The organism is Bradyrhizobium sp. ISRA430, from assembly GCF_029909975.1.
Classification (GTDB): Bacteria; Pseudomonadota; Alphaproteobacteria; order Rhizobiales; family Xanthobacteraceae; genus Bradyrhizobium.
In genome coordinates this window covers 6,599,501-6,615,616 of record NZ_CP094516.1, presented here as the reverse complement: position 1 = coordinate 6,615,616, position 16,116 = coordinate 6,599,501, and the positions used below count along the sequence as shown (strand labels likewise).

Annotated in this window: 22 protein-coding genes and 1 riboswitch; of the genes, 11 read left to right on the top strand and 11 right to left on the bottom strand. The window is 64.8% G+C overall.

Annotated features, from left to right (window positions below; translation table 11 throughout):
- Positions 1-32 precede the first annotated feature (32 nt).
- Both MTX21_RS31415 and MTX21_RS31410 read left to right on the top strand, forming a co-directional pair.
- Positions 33-449: a hypothetical protein gene (locus tag MTX21_RS31415; RefSeq protein WP_280968475.1), complete on the top strand. Its 417-nt coding sequence runs from the start codon at positions 33-35 to the stop codon at positions 447-449.
- 326 nt (positions 450-775) lie between these two features.
- Positions 776-913, top strand: a complete 138-nt coding sequence (locus tag MTX21_RS31410; RefSeq protein WP_280968474.1) for a hypothetical protein — start codon at positions 776-778, stop codon at positions 911-913.
- Positions 914-956: 43 nt separating this feature from the next.
- Here the strand turns inward: MTX21_RS31410 and MTX21_RS31405 are convergent, their stop codons facing one another.
- From MTX21_RS31405 to MTX21_RS31395, 3 genes are all read right to left on the bottom strand, one after another.
- Positions 957-1,103, bottom strand: a complete 147-nt coding sequence (locus MTX21_RS31405; protein ID WP_280968473.1) for a hypothetical protein — start codon at positions 1,101-1,103, stop codon at positions 957-959.
- A gap of 198 nt (positions 1,104-1,301) precedes the next feature.
- Positions 1,302-1,784 carry a MaoC family dehydratase gene (locus MTX21_RS31400; protein ID WP_280968472.1) on the bottom strand — a complete coding sequence of 161 codons (483 nt, stop codon included), beginning with the start codon at positions 1,782-1,784 and terminating at the stop codon, positions 1,302-1,304.
- On the bottom strand, positions 1,784-2,236 hold the full coding sequence (locus MTX21_RS31395; protein ID WP_280968471.1) for a MaoC family dehydratase: 453 nt from the start codon (positions 2,234-2,236) through the stop codon (positions 1,784-1,786). Before MTX21_RS31395 ends, MTX21_RS31400 begins: the two co-directional genes overlap by 1 nt.
- Before the next feature lie 169 nt (positions 2,237-2,405).
- Between MTX21_RS31395 and MTX21_RS31390 the strand changes: the two genes are divergently transcribed.
- Positions 2,406-2,702, top strand: coding sequence for a DUF4282 domain-containing protein (locus tag MTX21_RS31390; protein WP_280968470.1), 297 nt, complete (start codon positions 2,406-2,408; stop codon positions 2,700-2,702).
- Positions 2,703-2,818: 116 nt separating this feature from the next.
- Here MTX21_RS31390 and ychF read toward each other — a convergent pair whose 3' ends face one another.
- The 4 genes from ychF to MTX21_RS31370 form a co-directional block, all read right to left on the bottom strand.
- Positions 2,819-3,916 (bottom strand): redox-regulated ATPase YchF, encoded by a 1,098-nt coding sequence (gene ychF, locus MTX21_RS31385; protein ID WP_280968469.1) that lies wholly within the window; start codon positions 3,914-3,916, stop codon positions 2,819-2,821.
- Between the two features lie 136 nt (positions 3,917-4,052).
- A complete protein-coding gene (pth, locus tag MTX21_RS31380) occupies positions 4,053-4,658 on the bottom strand; it encodes an aminoacyl-tRNA hydrolase (RefSeq protein ID WP_280968468.1) in 606 nt (201 codons plus the stop codon).
- A gap of 57 nt (positions 4,659-4,715) precedes the next feature.
- Positions 4,716-5,441: a 50S ribosomal protein L25/general stress protein Ctc gene (locus tag MTX21_RS31375; RefSeq protein ID WP_280968467.1), complete on the bottom strand. Its 726-nt coding sequence runs from the start codon at positions 5,439-5,441 to the stop codon at positions 4,716-4,718.
- A 250-nt stretch (positions 5,442-5,691) separates the two neighbouring features.
- Positions 5,692-5,955, bottom strand: a complete 264-nt coding sequence (locus MTX21_RS31370) for an accessory factor UbiK family protein (RefSeq protein WP_280968466.1) — start codon at positions 5,953-5,955, stop codon at positions 5,692-5,694.
- A gap of 164 nt (positions 5,956-6,119) precedes the next feature.
- On the opposite strand from MTX21_RS31370, the gene MTX21_RS31365 reads away from it, so the two are divergent.
- The 4 genes from MTX21_RS31365 to pgeF are packed head-to-tail and all read left to right on the top strand — an operon-like array spanning position 6,120 to position 9,615.
- The gene (locus MTX21_RS31365; RefSeq protein ID WP_280968465.1) at positions 6,120-6,851 is read left to right on the top strand and encodes a dienelactone hydrolase family protein; all 732 of its coding nucleotides are present in this window, start codon (positions 6,120-6,122) and stop codon (positions 6,849-6,851) included.
- A gap of 14 nt (positions 6,852-6,865) precedes the next feature.
- On the top strand, positions 6,866-7,711 hold the full coding sequence (gene lgt / locus MTX21_RS31360; protein ID WP_280968464.1) for a prolipoprotein diacylglyceryl transferase: 846 nt from the start codon (positions 6,866-6,868) through the stop codon (positions 7,709-7,711).
- A 21-nt stretch (positions 7,712-7,732) separates the two neighbouring features.
- Positions 7,733-8,851 carry an SAM-dependent methyltransferase gene (locus tag MTX21_RS31355; RefSeq protein ID WP_280968463.1) on the top strand — a complete coding sequence of 373 codons (1,119 nt, stop codon included), beginning with the start codon at positions 7,733-7,735 and terminating at the stop codon, positions 8,849-8,851.
- Positions 8,848-9,615 (top strand): peptidoglycan editing factor PgeF, encoded by a 768-nt coding sequence (gene pgeF, locus MTX21_RS31350; RefSeq protein ID WP_280968462.1) that lies wholly within the window; start codon positions 8,848-8,850, stop codon positions 9,613-9,615. Before MTX21_RS31355 ends, pgeF begins: the two co-directional genes overlap by 4 nt.
- 54 nt (positions 9,616-9,669) lie before the next feature.
- Here the strand turns inward: pgeF and MTX21_RS31345 are convergent, their stop codons facing one another.
- Positions 9,670-10,245, bottom strand: a complete 576-nt coding sequence (locus MTX21_RS31345) for a hypothetical protein (protein ID WP_280968461.1) — start codon at positions 10,243-10,245, stop codon at positions 9,670-9,672.
- A gap of 93 nt (positions 10,246-10,338) precedes the next feature.
- Here MTX21_RS31345 and MTX21_RS31340 point away from each other — a divergent pair, with 93 nt between their 5' ends.
- Together MTX21_RS31340 and MTX21_RS31335 are read left to right on the top strand one after the other, a co-directional pair.
- Positions 10,339-10,974, top strand: coding sequence for a hypothetical protein (locus MTX21_RS31340; RefSeq protein WP_280968460.1), 636 nt, complete (start codon positions 10,339-10,341; stop codon positions 10,972-10,974).
- 194 nt (positions 10,975-11,168) lie between these two features.
- A complete protein-coding gene (locus MTX21_RS31335) occupies positions 11,169-12,122 on the top strand; it encodes a ribose-phosphate pyrophosphokinase (RefSeq protein ID WP_280968459.1) in 954 nt (317 codons plus the stop codon).
- 217 nt (positions 12,123-12,339) lie between these two features.
- Here the strand turns inward: MTX21_RS31335 and MTX21_RS31330 are convergent, their stop codons facing one another.
- A complete protein-coding gene (locus MTX21_RS31330; protein WP_280968458.1) occupies positions 12,340-12,930 on the bottom strand; it encodes a 6,7-dimethyl-8-ribityllumazine synthase in 591 nt (196 codons plus the stop codon).
- Positions 12,931-13,006: 76 nt separating this feature from the next.
- Positions 13,007-13,167, bottom strand: a riboswitch (FMN riboswitch).
- Positions 13,168-13,575: 408 nt separating this feature from the next.
- Here MTX21_RS31330 and MTX21_RS31325 point away from each other — a divergent pair.
- Both MTX21_RS31325 and proC read left to right on the top strand, forming a co-directional pair.
- On the top strand, positions 13,576-14,076 hold the full coding sequence (locus tag MTX21_RS31325) for a YbjN domain-containing protein (RefSeq protein WP_280968457.1): 501 nt from the start codon (positions 13,576-13,578) through the stop codon (positions 14,074-14,076).
- A 198-nt stretch (positions 14,077-14,274) separates the two neighbouring features.
- Positions 14,275-15,102 carry a pyrroline-5-carboxylate reductase gene (gene proC, locus MTX21_RS31320; protein WP_280968456.1) on the top strand — a complete coding sequence of 276 codons (828 nt, stop codon included), beginning with the start codon at positions 14,275-14,277 and terminating at the stop codon, positions 15,100-15,102.
- Between the two features lie 140 nt (positions 15,103-15,242).
- Here the strand turns inward: proC and MTX21_RS31315 are convergent, their stop codons facing one another.
- Together MTX21_RS31315 and MTX21_RS31310 are read right to left on the bottom strand one after the other, a co-directional pair.
- Positions 15,243-15,635 carry a hotdog domain-containing protein gene (locus MTX21_RS31315; RefSeq protein ID WP_280968455.1) on the bottom strand — a complete coding sequence of 131 codons (393 nt, stop codon included), beginning with the start codon at positions 15,633-15,635 and terminating at the stop codon, positions 15,243-15,245.
- A 196-nt stretch (positions 15,636-15,831) separates the two neighbouring features.
- Positions 15,832-16,080 carry a tautomerase family protein gene (locus tag MTX21_RS31310; RefSeq protein WP_280971319.1) on the bottom strand — a complete coding sequence of 83 codons (249 nt, stop codon included), beginning with the start codon at positions 16,078-16,080 and terminating at the stop codon, positions 15,832-15,834.
- Positions 16,081-16,116 lie beyond the last annotated feature (36 nt).

The window sequence follows — 16,116 nt, the reverse complement described above, 5'->3', positions numbered from 1 at the left end:
GCGCTGCGCTCAACGCGAACAGGGGAACAACGATGAACGCCACTCGCCCGGAAAAGATTGAATCCACCGAGACCGAGACGGTCGACACCAACCTTGCCGCCGTGACGGAGGTCGAGGCCGGCATCCGCGATTTCGTGCGCAACGATATTGCCTATCTGCGCCGGCCGGCATCCGGCAGCGAGCCTGCGCTCGATCCCAACGCGGAGGCCACCGTCAACAACGTCAACTCGCTGATCCAGCGCGTCGCCGGCACCTCGCTCGCCGAGATCGAGAACCTGATCTCCGAGCTCGAGAGCCTGCGTGACCTGCTCCACGCCGAAGGCCAGCGCGTCCAGCGCGAGATCTCCGGCTACGCCCAGCTCAGCCAGGCCGCGATGAAGTCGACCCGCATGATCGCCGACAACGTTTCCCAATGGAAGCGCGCCGCCGACGGTCTGCGCAATAGCTGATCACGCTTCACACGTCATGGACCGCCGCGCTCCCGCAACGGGCGCGGCGGTTTTGATTTTGGGGGGATGCGTGGGGCACGCTGGCGCCCCACAGTCGGTGTCATCACCCGCGCAGGCGGATGATCCAGTATTCCAGAGACAACGAGGCTGGAGCCGAGAAGCCGCGGCGTACTGGATGCCCCGGTCAAGCCGGGGCATGACGGCGGAGATTGCGGCACCGGCCACGCAGTCAGACCGGCCCCCGCCCGCTTTGAACTTTCCCCAACGCCCCGACGACCAATGCCAAGCGCCCGCAGCCTTTGCGGCCGGGCCAGGGGACAAGACACATGGAAAGCATTCGGCCCGACAACACGGACCCGATTCCGCTGCGGCCCGCGCCGACCCAGTTCGGCACGATCATGCTGCGCTTCGTCGGACTATTGGCCATCGCGATTGCGGTGCTGGCGTTCGTCTACAGCCGCTGAGCGGCGATGCCGGGGAATCCGGCTCGACAGCGTTAACGAAGTCTTAGTCGCTCGCTTCGACGGTCGAGGCTTCGAGAGTGTAGCCACCGTCGGCATAGCCCTTCACCACCATGCCGGCGACCAGCATCACTGCCAGCGTCGCGGTAGCGAAGATAAATCCGACCAGCTTAAGTGCGCCGCGGTCTGCCATTGTTCTCGTCCCCTGTCCTCTGCCTATTCGTTCAAATAGGCTGCGACAGGTTCATAATTGGTTAGCAACTGGTGGTTCCGCCGGATGCTTCGCGGGCGGCGCCGTTTCGAAAAGGCTTATGGCAGCCGGCCTGAATCGCGTCCATAGCGCGCGAGCAACACTCCGCCATTCATTTCCGCCGTTGAGATTGGAACTGGTCTAACCGCCCTTCTCGCGCATCGGCACGAACGCAGTGGCGGTGATGGAGTAGACCTCTTCGCCGCGCTGGTTGGTGCCAGTGGTGCGGGCCGTCAGGATACCCCAGCCGGGACGCGAGCCAGATGCGCGCTTGTCGATGATGACGCTGACGTAGCTGACGGTGTCGCCGGCCAGCACCGGCTTGATCCAGCGCAGATCGCGGAATCCCGGCGACGGCCCCCACACAGCGACCTCCTCGCCGCGCGCGGCCGCCTGTTTCGCCAGCCGCTGGCCGTCCGCGACGAGCAGGCTCATGCAGGCGGAGCCGACGTGCCAGCCGGATGCTGCGAGCCCGCCGAACAGCGAGTTCTTGCCCTCCTCCTCGTCGAGATGGAAGCGCTGCGGGTCGAACTTCGCGGCGAACGTCTTGATGGATTCGGCCGTGAACGTATAGGCGCCGATCTCGCGGCGCTGGCCGATCTCGATCTCTTCGAAGAACCACATCAGACCGCCCCCTCGCGCCGCTTGATCAGGATCGGCGAGGTCATCTCGCACAGCACCTCGCCCTTGGCGTTGCGCGCGACGCATTTGAACTTGACGATGCCGAGTGCGGGCCGGCTCTTCGAGGTGCGCGCTTCCACGACGTCGACGTCGAGCGTGAGGTCATCGCCGGGCCGCAATGGCGAGAGCCAGCGCACCTCGTCGACGCCGGGCGAGCCGAGCGAGGCGGCGCGGGTGATGAAGCCATCGGCCATCATCCGCATCATCAGCGAGCAGAGGTGCCAGCCCGAGCCGGACAGGCCGCACAGCATGCTTCTAGCTGCCGCCTCCTCGTCCAGGTGCATGGGCTGCGGATCGAACTCGGCGGCAAAGGCCAGAATCTCGTCGCGGGTGACATGGCGCGGGCCGAACGTGCCGAACCGGCCGGGCGGGAAGTCTTCGAAGGTCAGGGTCATCTTGGGAAAGCTTTGCGGAATTGACAGATTGTGGCCGCACTTTGCGGCAATCTCAACCCGCCGGCCCGCATGGCTCGTGCTACATTCGACGCGGCGGCCTGGGTCCGAGTCGTTTGGTTTTGAGTCGGATCAACCAAGGGCCGAGGCCCGATTTGCCCTGGGGGGAGTAATGTTTTCATTCAGCGATCTGTTTCAATGGGACCGCTTCATCACGCCGACGATCATCAAGACCTTCTACTGGCTGGTGATCGCGCTGATCTGCCTGTTCGGCCTCTCCGGCGTCTTCTCCGGTCTCGCTACGATGGCGATCAGCCCGTTCGGCGGTTTCCTGGTGCTGCTGTCGTCGATCGCAAGCGTCGTCGTCGGCATCGTGTTCTCGCGCATCGCCGCCGAGCTGATCCTGATCGTCTTCCGCATCAACGAGCATCTCGGCGCGATCCGCGACCAGGGCGGCGGGATGAAGTGAGGCAGGCACCGGCGCCGTAGGGTGGGTTAGCCGAAGGCGTAACCCACCGCTTTCATCGCCGCGGGAGAAGTGGTGGGTTACGCTTCGCTAACCCACCCTACGAATCCCGCAAGAACTCACGTATTAAACCGGAAATGCATCACATCGCCGTCGGCGACGGTATAGTCCTTGCCTTCGAGGCGCAGCTTGCCGGCATCGCGGGCGCCGGCTTCACCGCCAAGCGCGACATAGTCGTCATAGGCGATGGTCTCGGCGCGGATAAAGCCCTTTTCGAAATCGGTGTGGATCACGCCGGCCGCCGCCGGCGCCTTGGTGCCGCGATGGATGGTCCAGGCGCGTGTCTCCTTCGGCCCCACGGTGAAGTAGGTGATGAGGTCGAGCAGCTTGTAGCCGGCGCGGATCAGGCGGTCGAGGCCGGCCTCTTCGAGGCCGAGGGTCTGAAGGAAATCGACGCGCTCCTCACGTGAGAGCGTCGCGATCTCGGATTCGATCTTGGCGGAGATGACGACGGCGACCGCCCCCTCCTTGGCAGCCTGCTCTTCGACCGCTTTGGAAAAAGCGTTGCCGGTGGCGGCGGAGCCTTCCTCGACATTGCAGACGTAAAGCACGGGCTTCGACGACAACAGGCCGAGCATCGAGAAGGCGCGCTCCTCCTCCGCCTTGCGTTCGACGAGGCGCGCCGGCTTGCCGTCGCGCAGCAGCACCAGCGTGCGGTTGACGAGGTCGAGCTGCTCCTTGGCTTCCTTGTCGTTGCCCTTGGCCTTCTTGGTGAGGTTGTCGACGCGCTTCTCGAGGCTGTCGAGATCGGCGAGCATCAGCTCGGTCTCGATGGTCTCGATGTCGGCGAGCGGCGCGATCTTGCCCTCGACATGGGTGATGTCGGAGTCTTCAAAGCAGCGCACGACATGGGCGATCGCATCGACCTCGCGGATGTTGGCGAGAAACTGGTTGCCGAGGCCTTCGCCCTTGGAGGCGCCGCGCACGAGACCGGCGATGTCGACGAAGGTCAGCCGGGTCGGGATGATCTGGGCCGACTTCGCGGCCGCCGACAGCTTCTCCAGCCGCGGATCGGGCACGGCGACCTCACCGACATTCGGCTCGATCGTGCAGAACGGATAGTTCGCAGCTTGCGCTGCAGCCGTCTCGGTCAGCGCGTTGAACAAGGTCGACTTGCCGACGTTGGGCAACCCGACAATTCCGCATTTGAATCCCATCGTGTCCTCTAGCGCAGTGCAATCGTAGGGTGGGTTAGCGTAGCGTAACCCACCACTTTTCCCGCCGTGGCATGGTGGGTTACGCCTTCCGCCTTCGCTTGTTGAAGCTTCGGCGAACGCGATCGACTAACCCACCCTACTCTTTGCCGTTGTCGTCCTTGGTCAAAAACCCCTTCGCCTGCATGGCGAGATGCACCTTGTTCGCGAACGTCGCGTCCGTGCCCTTGGCAAGGAGCGCGGCGTGCTCGGCAACCGCATCGCAGAGCGTCGCCACCCATTCGCCGTCGGCCTTCGAGAAGTCCGACAGCACGTGGCCGTGCACCAGTTCCTTGACGCCGGGATGACCGATGCCGAGCCGCACCCGGCGGTACTCATTGCCGATATGGGCAGAGATCGAGCGCAGACCGTTGTGGCCGGCGATGCCGCCGCCGATCTTGACCCGCACCTTGCCCGGCGGCAGTTCGAGCTCGTCCTGGAACACGGTGACGTCGCCAGGTGCGATCTTGAAGAAGCTTGCCGCCTCCTGAACGCTGCGGCCCGACTCGTTCATGTAGGTCGTGGGCTTGAGCAGGATGACGCGCTCAGGTCCGAGTACGCCTTCCGAGGTCTCGCCCTGAAAGCGACGGCGCCATGGCGAGAAACCATGACGCCGCGCGATCTCGTCGACGGCCATGAAGCCGATATTGTGCCGGTTGCGTGCGTATCGTGCGCCGGGATTGCCGAGCCCAACAAAGAGTCGCATGACGCGGCGCGCCCCTCGCTCGGCGCGCGATCAGGACCGCGCGCCGGCTTTGAGAGATTACTTCTTCTTGTCGCCGCCGGCGGGAGCCTTGGCAGCCGCCGCCGGAGCCGCAGCACCCGGAGCCGGCGCAGCCGCGCCAGCCGCCGGAGCAGCCGCCGCAGCACCCGGAGCCGCAGCACCGGCCGCAGCCGCAGCCGCCGCCTTCTGCTCTTCGGCATAGCCGGACGGCGGCACGATGGTGACGAGGGTCGCGTCCTCGCGGGTCAGCGCCCTCACGCCCTTCGGCAGCTTGACGTCCGACAAATGGAGCGAGTGACCGATCTCGAGCGAGCCGACATCGACCTCGATGAACTGCGGGATGTTCTCGACACCGCATTCGAGCTCGACTGCGTGGGCAACGATGTTGACCGTGCCGCCGCGCTTCACGCCGGGCGAGCCTTCCGCCTTCACCACATGCAGCGGCACGCTGATGCGGATGGTGGCGCCTTCGCCAAGCCGCATGAAGTCGACATGGATCGGGAAGTCCTTGACCGGATCGAGGTGGAAGTCGCGCGGAATCACGCGGTGCTTCTTGCCGTCGAGGTCGATGTCGACCAGCGTGGTCAGGAACCGGCCGGCGAGGATGCGCTGGCGCAGTTCGCGATGGTCAACCGAGATCGGGAGCGGGGGCTGGTTGTTGCCATAGATCACTCCGGGCACTCTCCCGGCGCGACGCTCAGCCCGGGCGGCCCCCTTGCCGCTCTTCGGACGTGCAGTCGCCTTCAATTCCTTGACGGTCGCCATAACGTTAAGTCCTTGTTTTTGCAAAAGTTAATGGGCCGCAAGGCGGCCCATGGTGCTGTCCACAGCAAGCCTCCAGGGGTGCGGGGGCCGCGGACGTGGCGGGCTTTTACCCGGAAGATGCGGAAATGACAAGGAGAATGGGCCGCCGACCAGTACCGGGTAGGCCGGATGGAGCGCAGCGAAATCCGGGTGGAACGCGGCTCCCGGATTGCGCTGCGCTGGATCCGGGTACGGGCAATTGATGAGCCCCTCAAGCCGTCGATGTTCCGCCCAGCTTGGCCTCCAGCGCCGCAATCCGTGCCTTCAGCGCCTCGTTCTCCTCGCGGGCGAGGCGCGCCATGTCCTTGACCGCCTCGAACTCCTCGCGCTTGACCAGATCCATGTCGCGCAGGAATTTTTCGGCCTGGCTGCGCATCACGGTATCGAACTCGCGCTTGACGCCCTGGGCGGCACCGGCGGCGTCGTTCATCAGACGGCCGATCTCGTCGAAAAACCGATTGGTGGTCTGGGTCATGGCGGCCTCCGATAAACTTTGCGCGAACAGCTCAAGGAACAATGGCAATCCGGACAGGACGGTTCAAGGGCCTTTGCCCGGCCCGGAGGTATCCTTGTCATGCCCTGGTTTCCTTGCAATCGTATTCAACGTCCCTGCATAAGAAGAATCACAAGGCGCAAGAGATGATCGACCAGCAGATCGCAATTCCCACCAAGGACGGCCACACCGCAACCTTCATCTCCCATCCCGAACGCGGCGGGCCGTTTCCGGTCATCCTGTTCTACATGGATGCGCCGGCGATCCGCGAGGAGCTGCGCGACATGGCGCGCCGGCTCGCGACATCGGGCTATTACGTGATGCTGCCGAATCTCTACTACCGCTCCGGCGTAATGGAGCTCGGAGCGCTACCGGCCGACCCGAATGCGCCGGAACGCAAGCGCATGTTCCAGCTCATGAGCTCGCTCAGCATTCCCATGATCATGGAGGACAGCAAAGCCCTGCTCGCCTATGCGGAGGGCCAGGCCGCCGCGAACACGAAGATCGTCGGCACCGTCGGCTATTGCATGAGCGGCCGCTACGCGGTCAACGCCGCCACGCATTTTCCCGATCGCGTGAAAGCGGCCGCCTCGATCTACGGCACGCAGCTTGCGACGGACCAGGACGACAGCCCGCATCTCGCCGCCGGCAAGACCAAGGCCGAACTCTATTTCGCCTGCGCCGAGACCGACATCTATGCGCCGGCCGAGATCATCGAGAAGGTGAAGCAGGGTATGAGCGGTGCGAAGGCCGAGGTCGAGATCTATCCTGGCACCCATCACGGCTTCGCCTTCCCCAAGCGTCCGGTCTATGACCGCGACGCGGCCGAGCGGCACTGGGAGCGGCTGCTCGCACTCTATCGCCGCAATCTCGTCTAGATACAGAAGGCGCGATGCCCCTCCTGCTCATCGACTTCCCGTCCTTCGATCCGATCGCAATCGCGATCGGACCGTTCGCCATCCGCTGGTATGCTCTGGCCTATATCTGCGGCATCGTATTTGGCTGGCTCTATGCGCGCTCGCTGCTGAAGAACGAGAAACTGTGGAGCGGGCCAGCGCCGATCTCGCTGGTGCAGATCGATGACTTCATCCTGTGGGTCACGCTCGGCATCATCCTGGGCGGCCGCACCGGCTACGTGCTGTTCTACAACCTGCCCTTCTTCATCGAGCATCCCGCCGCGATCTTCCGGTTGTGGGAGGGCGGCATGTCCTTCCATGGCGGCTTCCTCGGCTGCGTCGTCGCGGTGATGTGGTTTGCCTATCGCAACGGCATCTCGATCCTGTCGCTTGGCGACATCACCACCGCGGTCGCCCCGGTCGGGCTGCTGCTCGGCCGCATCGCCAATTTCATCAATGGCGAATTGTGGGGCCGCGCCACCGACCCGGACCTGCCCTGGGCTATGATCTTCCCCAACGATCCCACGCATTTGCCGCGCCATCCGAGTCAGCTCTATGAGGCTGGAATGGAGGGTATCCTGCTGTTCACCGTGCTCGCGGTCATGATCCGCCTCGGCGCGCTGAAACGACCGGGCATGATCCTCGGCAGTTTCATCCTGATCTATGGCCTGACCCGGATCGCCGGTGAGCATTTCCGCGAGCCGGACGTCCAGCTCGGCTTCCTGTGGGGCGGATTAACCATGGGCATGCTGCTGTCGATCCCGATGCTTATTGTCGGCGGCATACTTATTGTATGGGCTGTGCGGCGCGGGGCGCCGAGGCCGGCAGAGGCCGTTCGTTAGTTCCTTTCGAGAAGGCAGGCCGTGACCGACTCGCCGCTGTTGAACGAGATCAAGGCACTGATCAAATCGTCGGGCCCGATGCCGGTCTGGCGCTACATGGAACTGTGCCTGATGCATCCGCGCTACGGCTATTACGTCTCGCGCGATCCGCTCGGCCGCGAGGGCGACTTCACCACCGCGCCCGAAGTCAGCCAGATGTTCGGCGAGCTACTCGGCCTGTGGAGCGCGTCGGTGTGGAGGCAGATGGGCTCGCCGCAGATGCTGCGGCTGATCGAGCTCGGCCCGGGCCGCGGCACCATGATGGCGGATGCGCTGCGCGCGCTTCGCGTGCTGCCGCCGCTCTTCCAGGCGCTTCATATCCACATGGTCGAAGTCAACCCGGTGCTGCGCGAACGGCAGAGGGCGACGCTCTCTGGCATGCGCAACATCACCTGGCACGAGACCATCGACGACGTGCCCGAAGGCCCGAGCATCATCCTCGCCAACGAATATTTCGACGTGCTGCCGATCCACCAGATGGTCCGGCACGAGAACGGCTGGCATGAGCGCGTGATCGAGATCGACGACAACGGCAGGCTTCAGTTCGGCGCGGCGGCCGACCCGACGCCGCGCTTCGACGTGCTGCTGCCGGGCTTGGTGCGCGCCGCGCCCGTCGGCGCCGTGTTCGAATGGCGCCCCGACACCGAGGTCATGAAGCTCGCGAGGCGGGTGCGCGAGCAGGACGGCGCGGCGCTGATCATCGACTACGGCCACTTGCGCAGCGACGCCGGCGACACGTTCCAGGCGATCGCACGCCACTCCTTCGCCGATCCCTTGAAAGCGCCGGGCCGGGCCGACGTCACCGCCCATGTCGACTTCCAGGCGCTGGCGCGCGCGGCCGAGGACGTCGGCGCCCGCGTACACGGCCCGGTGACGCAGGGCGATTTCCTCAAGCGCATCGGCATCGAAACCCGCGCGGCCGCCTTGATGCAGAAGGCGACGCCGGACATCGCCAGCGACATTTCGGTGGCGCTGAAGCGTCTGACCGACACCGGACGCGGCGGCATGGGCTCGATGTTCAAGGTGCTCGGCATCTCCGAGCCGCGGCTGACCGGAATTGCGGGGCTTAGCGATCTCGAACAGGCTGGAGGGGCCTCATGACCATTGCTTCGTCGCTGCTGTCGGCAGTGCCTGGCCTGCGCCACGCCTTCTTCACCCGCGAGGGCGGCGTCTCCGGCGGCATCTATGCCGCGCTCAACGGCGGGCTCGGCTCCAACGACGATCCGGCCCACGTCGCGGAGAATCGCCGCCGCATGGCCGAGCATGTCGGCGTCGCGCCGGAGCGCTTTCTCAGCCTGCACCAGATCCATTCGCCCGACGTCCTCGTCGCCGAAAGCGCGTGGCCGAGCGGGCCGCGACCCAAGGGCGATGCGCTCGTCACCAGGACGCCCGGCATCGCGCTCGGTGTCTCCACCGCCGATTGCGGGCCCGTGCTGTTCGTCGATCCCCATGCGCGCGTCATCGGCGGCGCGCATGCCGGCTGGAAAGGCGCGCTGACCGGCGTGCTGGAACAGACGATAGCGGCGATGGAGAAGCTCGGCGCTGCGCGCAGCAGCATCATCGCCGCGGTCGGCCCGCTGATCCGCCAGGAGAGCTATGAAGTCGGCAACGAGTTCGTCGCGCGCTTCATCGAGGCGGATGCAGACAACGCGATGTTCTTCATCCCCTCGGTGCGCGACGGCCATGCGATGTTCGATCTCGCCGGCTTCATCCGGATGCGACTGGAGGCCGCCGGCATCTTGATGATCGACGATCTCGGTCTCGACACCTATGCCGACGAACGCTTCTTCAGCTACCGCCGCTCAGTGCATCGCAAGGAGCCGGATTACGGCCGGCACATCCACGCCATCGCGCTGGAAGGGTAAGAGCCTCCAGAGACGACGATGACGTTAGGCCAAATCGCCACCGCGTCTCATCCCTCATTGGTCGCTGCACTTCTCGAATAGCGGCATTTGCCGCTGCGTGCGCACCCATTGCGTCAGCAGCACATCGTAGGCCTTGGCGGGTGGAGGTGGCGGTGGCGGCCGGACCTCAAAACCCTCTTCGACGTCAATCTTCTTCCGATCCTCGCGATGTGCGGAAAATGTGCGATATTTGTCGCCGACCTTGAGCAGGACGATCTCCCAGACCTCGCCAGGTTGCCGCCACCACACCAGCGTCGTGCTAGGTGGAGGGTCTTGAACCGACACGATCTTGATCTTGTCGTCCGCGACCCGAGTTGCGGAATAGATCGTGCTGACGAATGTCCTGACCTGCCCTGGTGAAAACGTGCCGATGACGTTTCTGATCGTCGGCGGTCCGGAGAAGGGTACAACGTAGGTCAGTCGCGCGCCGCAACCGTTGTTCGTGCAAACCTGATTTGGATCCCGTTTGCAATCGACCGACCACGTCCCGATCAATCCAAAGGATCGAATGACTTCCGCCGCACTCTCCTCAGCGGCAGCCGGCACCAACCCAAGGCACGCGACGATCACGCCGAACGCCAAGCCCCTCATCCGACCGTCCCCATGCGCACTGGCTTGATCAGTTAAGCCCTGTGTCCCGCCTGCCCTAGACGTTAAGGTATTTTAACGATATCGCAAGGCGCAATGAGGGAAGCGTCAACCCGTCTGCGCCAAACCGGGACAACCGTGCGCGCCGCAATCGCGGCCGCATCGGTCGCGATTGCTTGCGCGCTCGGCGGCTGTGCCGGCGGCGGGGCGCCGAGCAACTCGTATGCGATGGCGCCGAGCGCGGGCAGCGGCGCGACCGTGGCCTTCGAATCCATCGACGGGCCGCCGCCGCAGGTGTTCGACCGCATGGTGGGCGTGCTCGACAGCGAATCCAAGCTGCGCAGCCTGTCGATCGTCTCCCGCGAAGGGGCGGCCGCCTACCGCGTGCGCAGCTACCTCTCCGCCCAGGTCGTGCGCGGCAAGACCGTGATCGCCTGGGTCTGGGACGTCTACGACGCCAATCAGCAGCGCGCGCTGCGGCTGTCGGGCGAGGAACCGGCCTCGGCCAAGGGCGGGCGCGACCCCTGGTTAGCCGCCGACGACCTCGTCCTGCGGAAGATCGCCCAGGCCGGATTCAGCGGACTTTCCAATATGATCAACGGGACTTCGCCGGATGTGCCGGGGGCTGCCCCGGGGCTGAGGGGACCGGCGGTGGCGGGTGTGCTGCCGGGCGCCATAGCGCCGGACATGCCCGCCTCCGCACTCGGCTATGCCAGCGATAACCAGCGCTAAACCACGCCCCCAGGTATTTTCAGAAGTCCCGGCCAAACCGTTGGCCCGACTCGGGATTTTCGCATGGAAAACGTAGCATCCCGGGTTGCCAGTGCGGCCTTGGGCCTGATATTTCCTCGCCCGTCGTAAACCGTGCTTCCAGTGGGTCTGAGATGTTGAAAGTCGTATCCAGCAAAGCGCGGGAGGAAACGTCTATGTCGGCCAAGAACGGCTCAATCAAGCTTGTCGCCGGCAACTCCAATCCGGCCCTCGCACAAGCCATCGCGCAAGGCCTGGATCTGCCGCTGACCAAAGCGGTGGTGCGGCGCTTTGCCGACATGGAAATCTTCGTCGAGATCCAGGAGAACGTCCGCGGCTCGGACGCCTTCATCCTGCAATCGACCTCGTTTCCGGCGAACGACCATCTAATGGAATTGCTGATCATCACCGATGCGCTGCGCCGCTCCTCGGCGCGCCGTATCACGGCGGTGATCCCCTATTTCGGCTACGCCCGCCAGGACCGTAAATCGGGTTCGCGTACGCCGATCTCCGCCAAGCTCGTTGCCAATCTGATCACGCAGGCCGGCGTCGACCGCGTCATGACGCTCGACCTGCATGCCGGCCAGATCCAGGGCTTCTTCGACATCCCGACCGACAACCTCTACGCCGCACCGCTGATGGTACGCGACATCAAGGAGCGGTTCGACCTCTCCAAGGTGATGGTGATCTCGCCCGACGTCGGCGGCGTCGCGCGTGCGCGCGGTCTTGCCAAGCGCATCAACACCCCGCTCGCGATCGTCGACAAGCGGCGCGAGCGTCCCGGCGAGTCCGAGGTCATGAACGTGATCGGCGACGTCTCCGGATATACCTGCATCCTGGTCGACGACATCGTCGATTCCGGCGGCACGCTGGTGAACGCGGCCGGCGCGCTGCTCGCCAAGGGCGCCAAGGAAGTCTACGCCTACATCACCCACGGCGTGCTCTCCGGCGGCGCGGCGGCACGCATCGCCTCCTCGCAGCTCAAGGAGCTCGTGATCACCGACTCGATCCAGCCGACCGAGGCCGTGCTCAAGTCGGCCAACATCCGCACGCTGCCGATCGCCAGCCTGATCTCGGACGCGATCACGCGCACCGCCGCGGAAGAGTCGGTTTCGAGCCTGTTCGACTAGTTTTTTCTTTGCCTCTCCCCGCTTGCGGGGAGAGGCCGGAATTCGAGCGAAGCTTGAATTCCGGGTGAGGGGGAGCTTCCGCGAGTCCCGCCCTCACCGACGTTGCGGAGACTCCCCTCACCCCACCCTCTCAGCGCGAGCGAAGCTCGTCGCGACCCCGCAAGCGGGGCGAGGGAGAGCGCGGTCCTCCCGTCCCGTCCCTCACCGATCAAGCAGCTTACCCCACGATTCCCGCCGCGACCTGGCCGCGCAGGCGCTCGAGACCGAGCAGCGTGTTGGCGCAGGCTTGCGCGACTTCGGTGCCCTTGATGGCGAAGTGCTTGCGGAAGAAGTCGTAATGCACCTCGGTCTCATGGAATTGCTGCGGCGTCAGCACGGCCGAGAACACAGGCACCTCGGTGCGGAGCTGCACGTCCATCAGCGCCTTGATCACGGTGTCGGCCACGAACTCGTGACGGTAGATGCCGCCGTCGACGACGAGGCCGGCTGCCACGATCGCGGTATAGCGCCGCGTCTTGGCGAGTATCTGTGCATGCAGCGGAATCTCGAACGAACCGGGCACCTCGAACACGTCGACATGATTGAGGTGGCGTGCCTCCGCCTCCTTCAGGAAGGCGATGCGGGCCTCCTCGACCACCTCGCGATGCCAGCAGGCCTGCACGAAGGCCACGCGTTGCGGCCTGGCGAAGCGTGGATGCTCGAGCACCGGCGGCAGATCCTGTGGAACCGGCGGCGGTTGCGTTTGGGCTTGTTCGGAAGTTTGGGCTTGCGAAGCTTCGACTTGCGGGTCTTGCAACATCTGATTCATGGCTTTCCTCGGTTAAGGACCAGAATCAGGGCACACGGAACGACAAACAGCCGCATCTTGCGATGCGTCTGCCACCGACCGTTCTCTTTCATCCGGACTTTGACCGTCGGCTTCGGAGTTGCACCGAATCTGCTGACCCTTCCATTCGGCGAAAACCCGGCTGGAAGGCGCTCGCGGGCTTAGGCCTTTTGGGCCCTTACCGCCGGTGGGGACTTTCACCCCGCCCTGAGAACATCGGCCGCCCGGGATGAGCGACCTGAACGGAAATATGACGCGGGTGCGCGGCCGCAGCAAGTGCGTTCCGCATAGGCAAACCGCATGGTCCCATGCCGCCATGTCGGTCCCGCCCCGCAGGGCGGAATTCGTGAGCGGTTGCCCTTTCGGGAATCCGATTCCGGTTTGTTCTTCCCGTTAAGAATTGTGGCGGAGATGAGCTGTGGACGAACGAGTCCGAGGTTGTGGACGGACTCGGGACCCAGTTGCGCAGATTCCGCAAATCACATCACTTGATCGCGACAGGCCCGCGTTGATCCGAGGGATCGCAACAGCGACTCCGAGGGGATCGCGTAGCGACGTTGAGGGAGCGTGCGCCGGGCCAACCGCGTGCGTATCAAAGACAACAAGAAGGCAAGAGGTCGAGACGGCATGTCCCTGCTCGAAGGCACTATCGATTCCCGAAACCATCCGCTCGCGGTGGTCGAGGACATCGCCGCCAGCAACAACTGGCCGTTCGAACGTTCCGGCGAGGACGAGCTCACCATCGTCTCCAAGGGACAGTGGACCGACTATCAGCTCTCCTTCACGTGGATGGGCGACATCGAGGCGCTGCATCTGGCCTGCGCGTTCGACATGAAGATTCCGCTCGCGCGCCGACCGGAGGTGCAGCGGCTCGTCGCTGCCGTCAACGAGCAATTGTGGATCGGGCATTTCGATCTTTGGACCAACACCGGCATGATCATGCATCGTCAGGCCCTGGTGCTGCCCGCCGGCCTGACCGCCTCGACCGCGCAATGCGAGACCATGCTCGCCGGCGCCATCCATGCCTGCGAGCGCTATTTTCCCGCGTTCCAGTTCGTAGTGTGGGCAGGCAAGACCACGACTGAAGCGATGGACGCGGCGATGTTCGATACGGTGGGAGAGGCGTAAGGCCCTCGTCGTCCCGGGACGCGCCAACGGGTCCGCGCGAAGCGGGACCCGATGACAGGCTCCGCGCGAGCCCGGGACCCATACCGCGTGATGCCGCTTGTGGCACGCCTTGTTGCTCTGCCCTTCATCCACTAGAACCCCTTGGGGTAATGGGTCCTGGCTTTCGCCAGGACGACGGTTTTACGTGTGGCAACAGCGATGGCGAACGACAGCACTCTTCAAAACGTCACCGGCACCATCCTCCTCGCCGGCGCCGGCAAGATGGGCGGCGCGATGCTGAGCGGGTGGCTGGCGGGCGGGCTCGACCCGCGCCGCATTGCGGTGATCGATCCGCACCTCTCGCCGGAGATCAGCGCGCTCGCGGCAAAGGGCGTTGCGCTCAACCCCGATGTGACGGCGGCCGGCACGGTCGAGACGCTGGTCGTCGCGGTGAAGCCGCAATCCTTCCGCGAGGCCGGCGCCAGGCTGAAGCCGTTCGTCTCGGACAAGACCTCGGTGGTGTCGATCATGGCGGGCACCACGATCGCCTCGCTTCAGGAGGTCTGCGGCGGCGCGGTGGTGCGCGCGATGCCGAACACTCCGGCCGCGATCGGCCGCGGCATCACCGTTGCGGTCGCGGCGAGCAATGTCAGCACGCAGCAGCGCGCGGTGGCCGATGCATTGCTGCGCGCCACCGGCTCGGTGGAATGGGTTGACGACGAAACCCTGATGGATGCGGTGACCGCCGTCTCCGGCTCGGGCCCGGCTTACGTCTTCCTGCTCGCCGAAGAGCTTGCCCGCGCCGGCGTGGAAGCCGGCCTGCCCGAGGCGCTCGCGACCAAGCTCGCACGCGAAACGGCCGCCGGCGCCGGCGAGCTCTTGCACCGCTCGGAGCTTGCGACAAGCACGCTGCGCCAGAACGTGACCTCGCCCGGCGGCACCACCGCTGCGGCTCTCGAAGTGCTGATGGGCGAGCCCGGCCTGCGCGATCTGATGATCCGCGCAATCGCCGCAGCGACGAAGCGATCGAAGGAGCTGGCGAAGTAGCTAAGTTTCGTAGGGTGGGTTAGCCCGGCGGCTGCGCCAAGCGCGGTCCGCTCGGCGTAACCCACACTTTAGCTTCCGCTGGAACAGACCGTGGTGGGTTACGCCTTCGGCTAACCCACCCTACGGTTTCGAGCCCGCGGCTATGCGCCCAATCGCTTGTTGAACAGCTCGACATTGACGAGACCGCGAGCGTGGCGGCCCTCGCCGAGCTTGCGCGTGCCCTCGAACGCCTCGACCTCGAAGCGGATGACGCGGCGCTCGACCGCGACCACCTTCGCGGTGGTCCGCACCGTCGCGCCGACGAGGGCTGCTGCGAGATGGCGGATATCGACCTCGGTGCCGACCGTGACCCAACCCGGCCTCAACACGCTGCGGATCGCGTCGCCCGAGGTCATCTCCATCTCCAGGATCATCATCGGCGTCGCATAGACCATCGGCATGCCGGGCACGAAATGCCCGACCGTGCGCTCCGCCGGGACCACCAGCGTGCGCTCGGCGCTCATGCCGATTTTGATGAAGTCGCGTGCGTCCATGCTTGCTCCATCCAAATCGTCGTCCCGGACAAGCGAAGCGGAGGATCCGGGACCCATAACCACAAGCTTGAGTTTGGCGAAGACTCGCAACTCATAGCTCACGCCCACAACCGCTCCCTGGGGTTATGGGTCCCGGCCTTCGCCGGGACGACGGCTGTGATTGCTTCAGCAGCCGGGCTTATCGCTGTGGTCGAAACTATTTCTTCGCCGCGGCTGCGCGTTCTACAAACGTCTTGCCGCCCTTCATCTTGTGGCGAAGCGGAGCTTCGTTGATCTGGATGACGACGGCTTCGGCGTCGACGCCGAGATTCTTCACCAGCGCCTGAGTGATGTCGCGCATCATGCCGGCCTTCTGTTCGTCGGTGCGGCCTTCGGCCATGCTGATGGTGATCTCAGGCATCTTTCTCTCCCTTGCGGCCGAACACCGGCCATTGACGGCCGCCATCAAACAGGACGCGGATGCCCGGGACAAGCCCGGGCA

Excerpts from the sequence above, each read along its gene's own strand:
- ychF (WP_280968469.1), bottom strand. The coding sequence starts at position 3,916 with ATGGGATTCAAATGCGGAATTGTCGGGTTGCCCAACGTCGGCAAGTCG.
- MTX21_RS31405 (WP_280968473.1), bottom strand. The coding sequence starts at position 1,103 with ATGGCAGACCGCGGCGCACTTAAGCTGGTCGGATTTATCTTCGCTACC.
- MTX21_RS31335 (WP_280968459.1), top strand. The coding sequence starts at position 11,169 with ATGTCGGCCAAGAACGGCTCAATCAAGCTTGTCGCCGGCAACTCCAAT.
- MTX21_RS31315 (WP_280968455.1), bottom strand. The coding sequence starts at position 15,635 with ATGGACGCACGCGACTTCATCAAAATCGGCATGAGCGCCGAGCGCACG.
- lgt (WP_280968464.1), top strand. The coding sequence starts at position 6,866 with ATGCCCCTCCTGCTCATCGACTTCCCGTCCTTCGATCCGATCGCAATC.
- MTX21_RS31365 (WP_280968465.1), top strand. The coding sequence starts at position 6,120 with ATGATCGACCAGCAGATCGCAATTCCCACCAAGGACGGCCACACCGCA.
- pth (WP_280968468.1), bottom strand. The coding sequence starts at position 4,658 with ATGCGACTCTTTGTTGGGCTCGGCAATCCCGGCGCACGATACGCACGC.
- MTX21_RS31370 (WP_280968466.1), bottom strand. The coding sequence starts at position 5,955 with ATGACCCAGACCACCAATCGGTTTTTCGACGAGATCGGCCGTCTGATG.
- MTX21_RS31325 (WP_280968457.1), top strand. The coding sequence starts at position 13,576 with ATGTCCCTGCTCGAAGGCACTATCGATTCCCGAAACCATCCGCTCGCG.
- MTX21_RS31415 (WP_280968475.1), top strand. The coding sequence starts at position 33 with ATGAACGCCACTCGCCCGGAAAAGATTGAATCCACCGAGACCGAGACG.
- MTX21_RS31340 (WP_280968460.1), top strand. The coding sequence starts at position 10,339 with ATGAGGGAAGCGTCAACCCGTCTGCGCCAAACCGGGACAACCGTGCGC.
- MTX21_RS31390 (WP_280968470.1), top strand. The coding sequence starts at position 2,406 with ATGTTTTCATTCAGCGATCTGTTTCAATGGGACCGCTTCATCACGCCG.
- pgeF (WP_280968462.1), top strand. The coding sequence starts at position 8,848 with ATGACCATTGCTTCGTCGCTGCTGTCGGCAGTGCCTGGCCTGCGCCAC.
- MTX21_RS31395 (WP_280968471.1), bottom strand. The coding sequence starts at position 2,236 with ATGACCCTGACCTTCGAAGACTTCCCGCCCGGCCGGTTCGGCACGTTC.
- MTX21_RS31310 (WP_280971319.1), bottom strand. The coding sequence starts at position 16,080 with ATGGCGGCCGTCAATGGCCGGTGTTCGGCCGCAAGGGAGAGAAAGATG.
- proC (WP_280968456.1), top strand. The coding sequence starts at position 14,275 with ATGGCGAACGACAGCACTCTTCAAAACGTCACCGGCACCATCCTCCTC.
- MTX21_RS31400 (WP_280968472.1), bottom strand. The coding sequence starts at position 1,784 with ATGTGGTTCTTCGAAGAGATCGAGATCGGCCAGCGCCGCGAGATCGGC.
- MTX21_RS31330 (WP_280968458.1), bottom strand. The coding sequence starts at position 12,930 with ATGAATCAGATGTTGCAAGACCCGCAAGTCGAAGCTTCGCAAGCCCAA.
- MTX21_RS31375 (WP_280968467.1), bottom strand. The coding sequence starts at position 5,441 with ATGGCGACCGTCAAGGAATTGAAGGCGACTGCACGTCCGAAGAGCGGC.
- MTX21_RS31410 (WP_280968474.1), top strand. The coding sequence starts at position 776 with ATGGAAAGCATTCGGCCCGACAACACGGACCCGATTCCGCTGCGGCCC.
- MTX21_RS31345 (WP_280968461.1), bottom strand. The coding sequence starts at position 10,245 with ATGAGGGGCTTGGCGTTCGGCGTGATCGTCGCGTGCCTTGGGTTGGTG.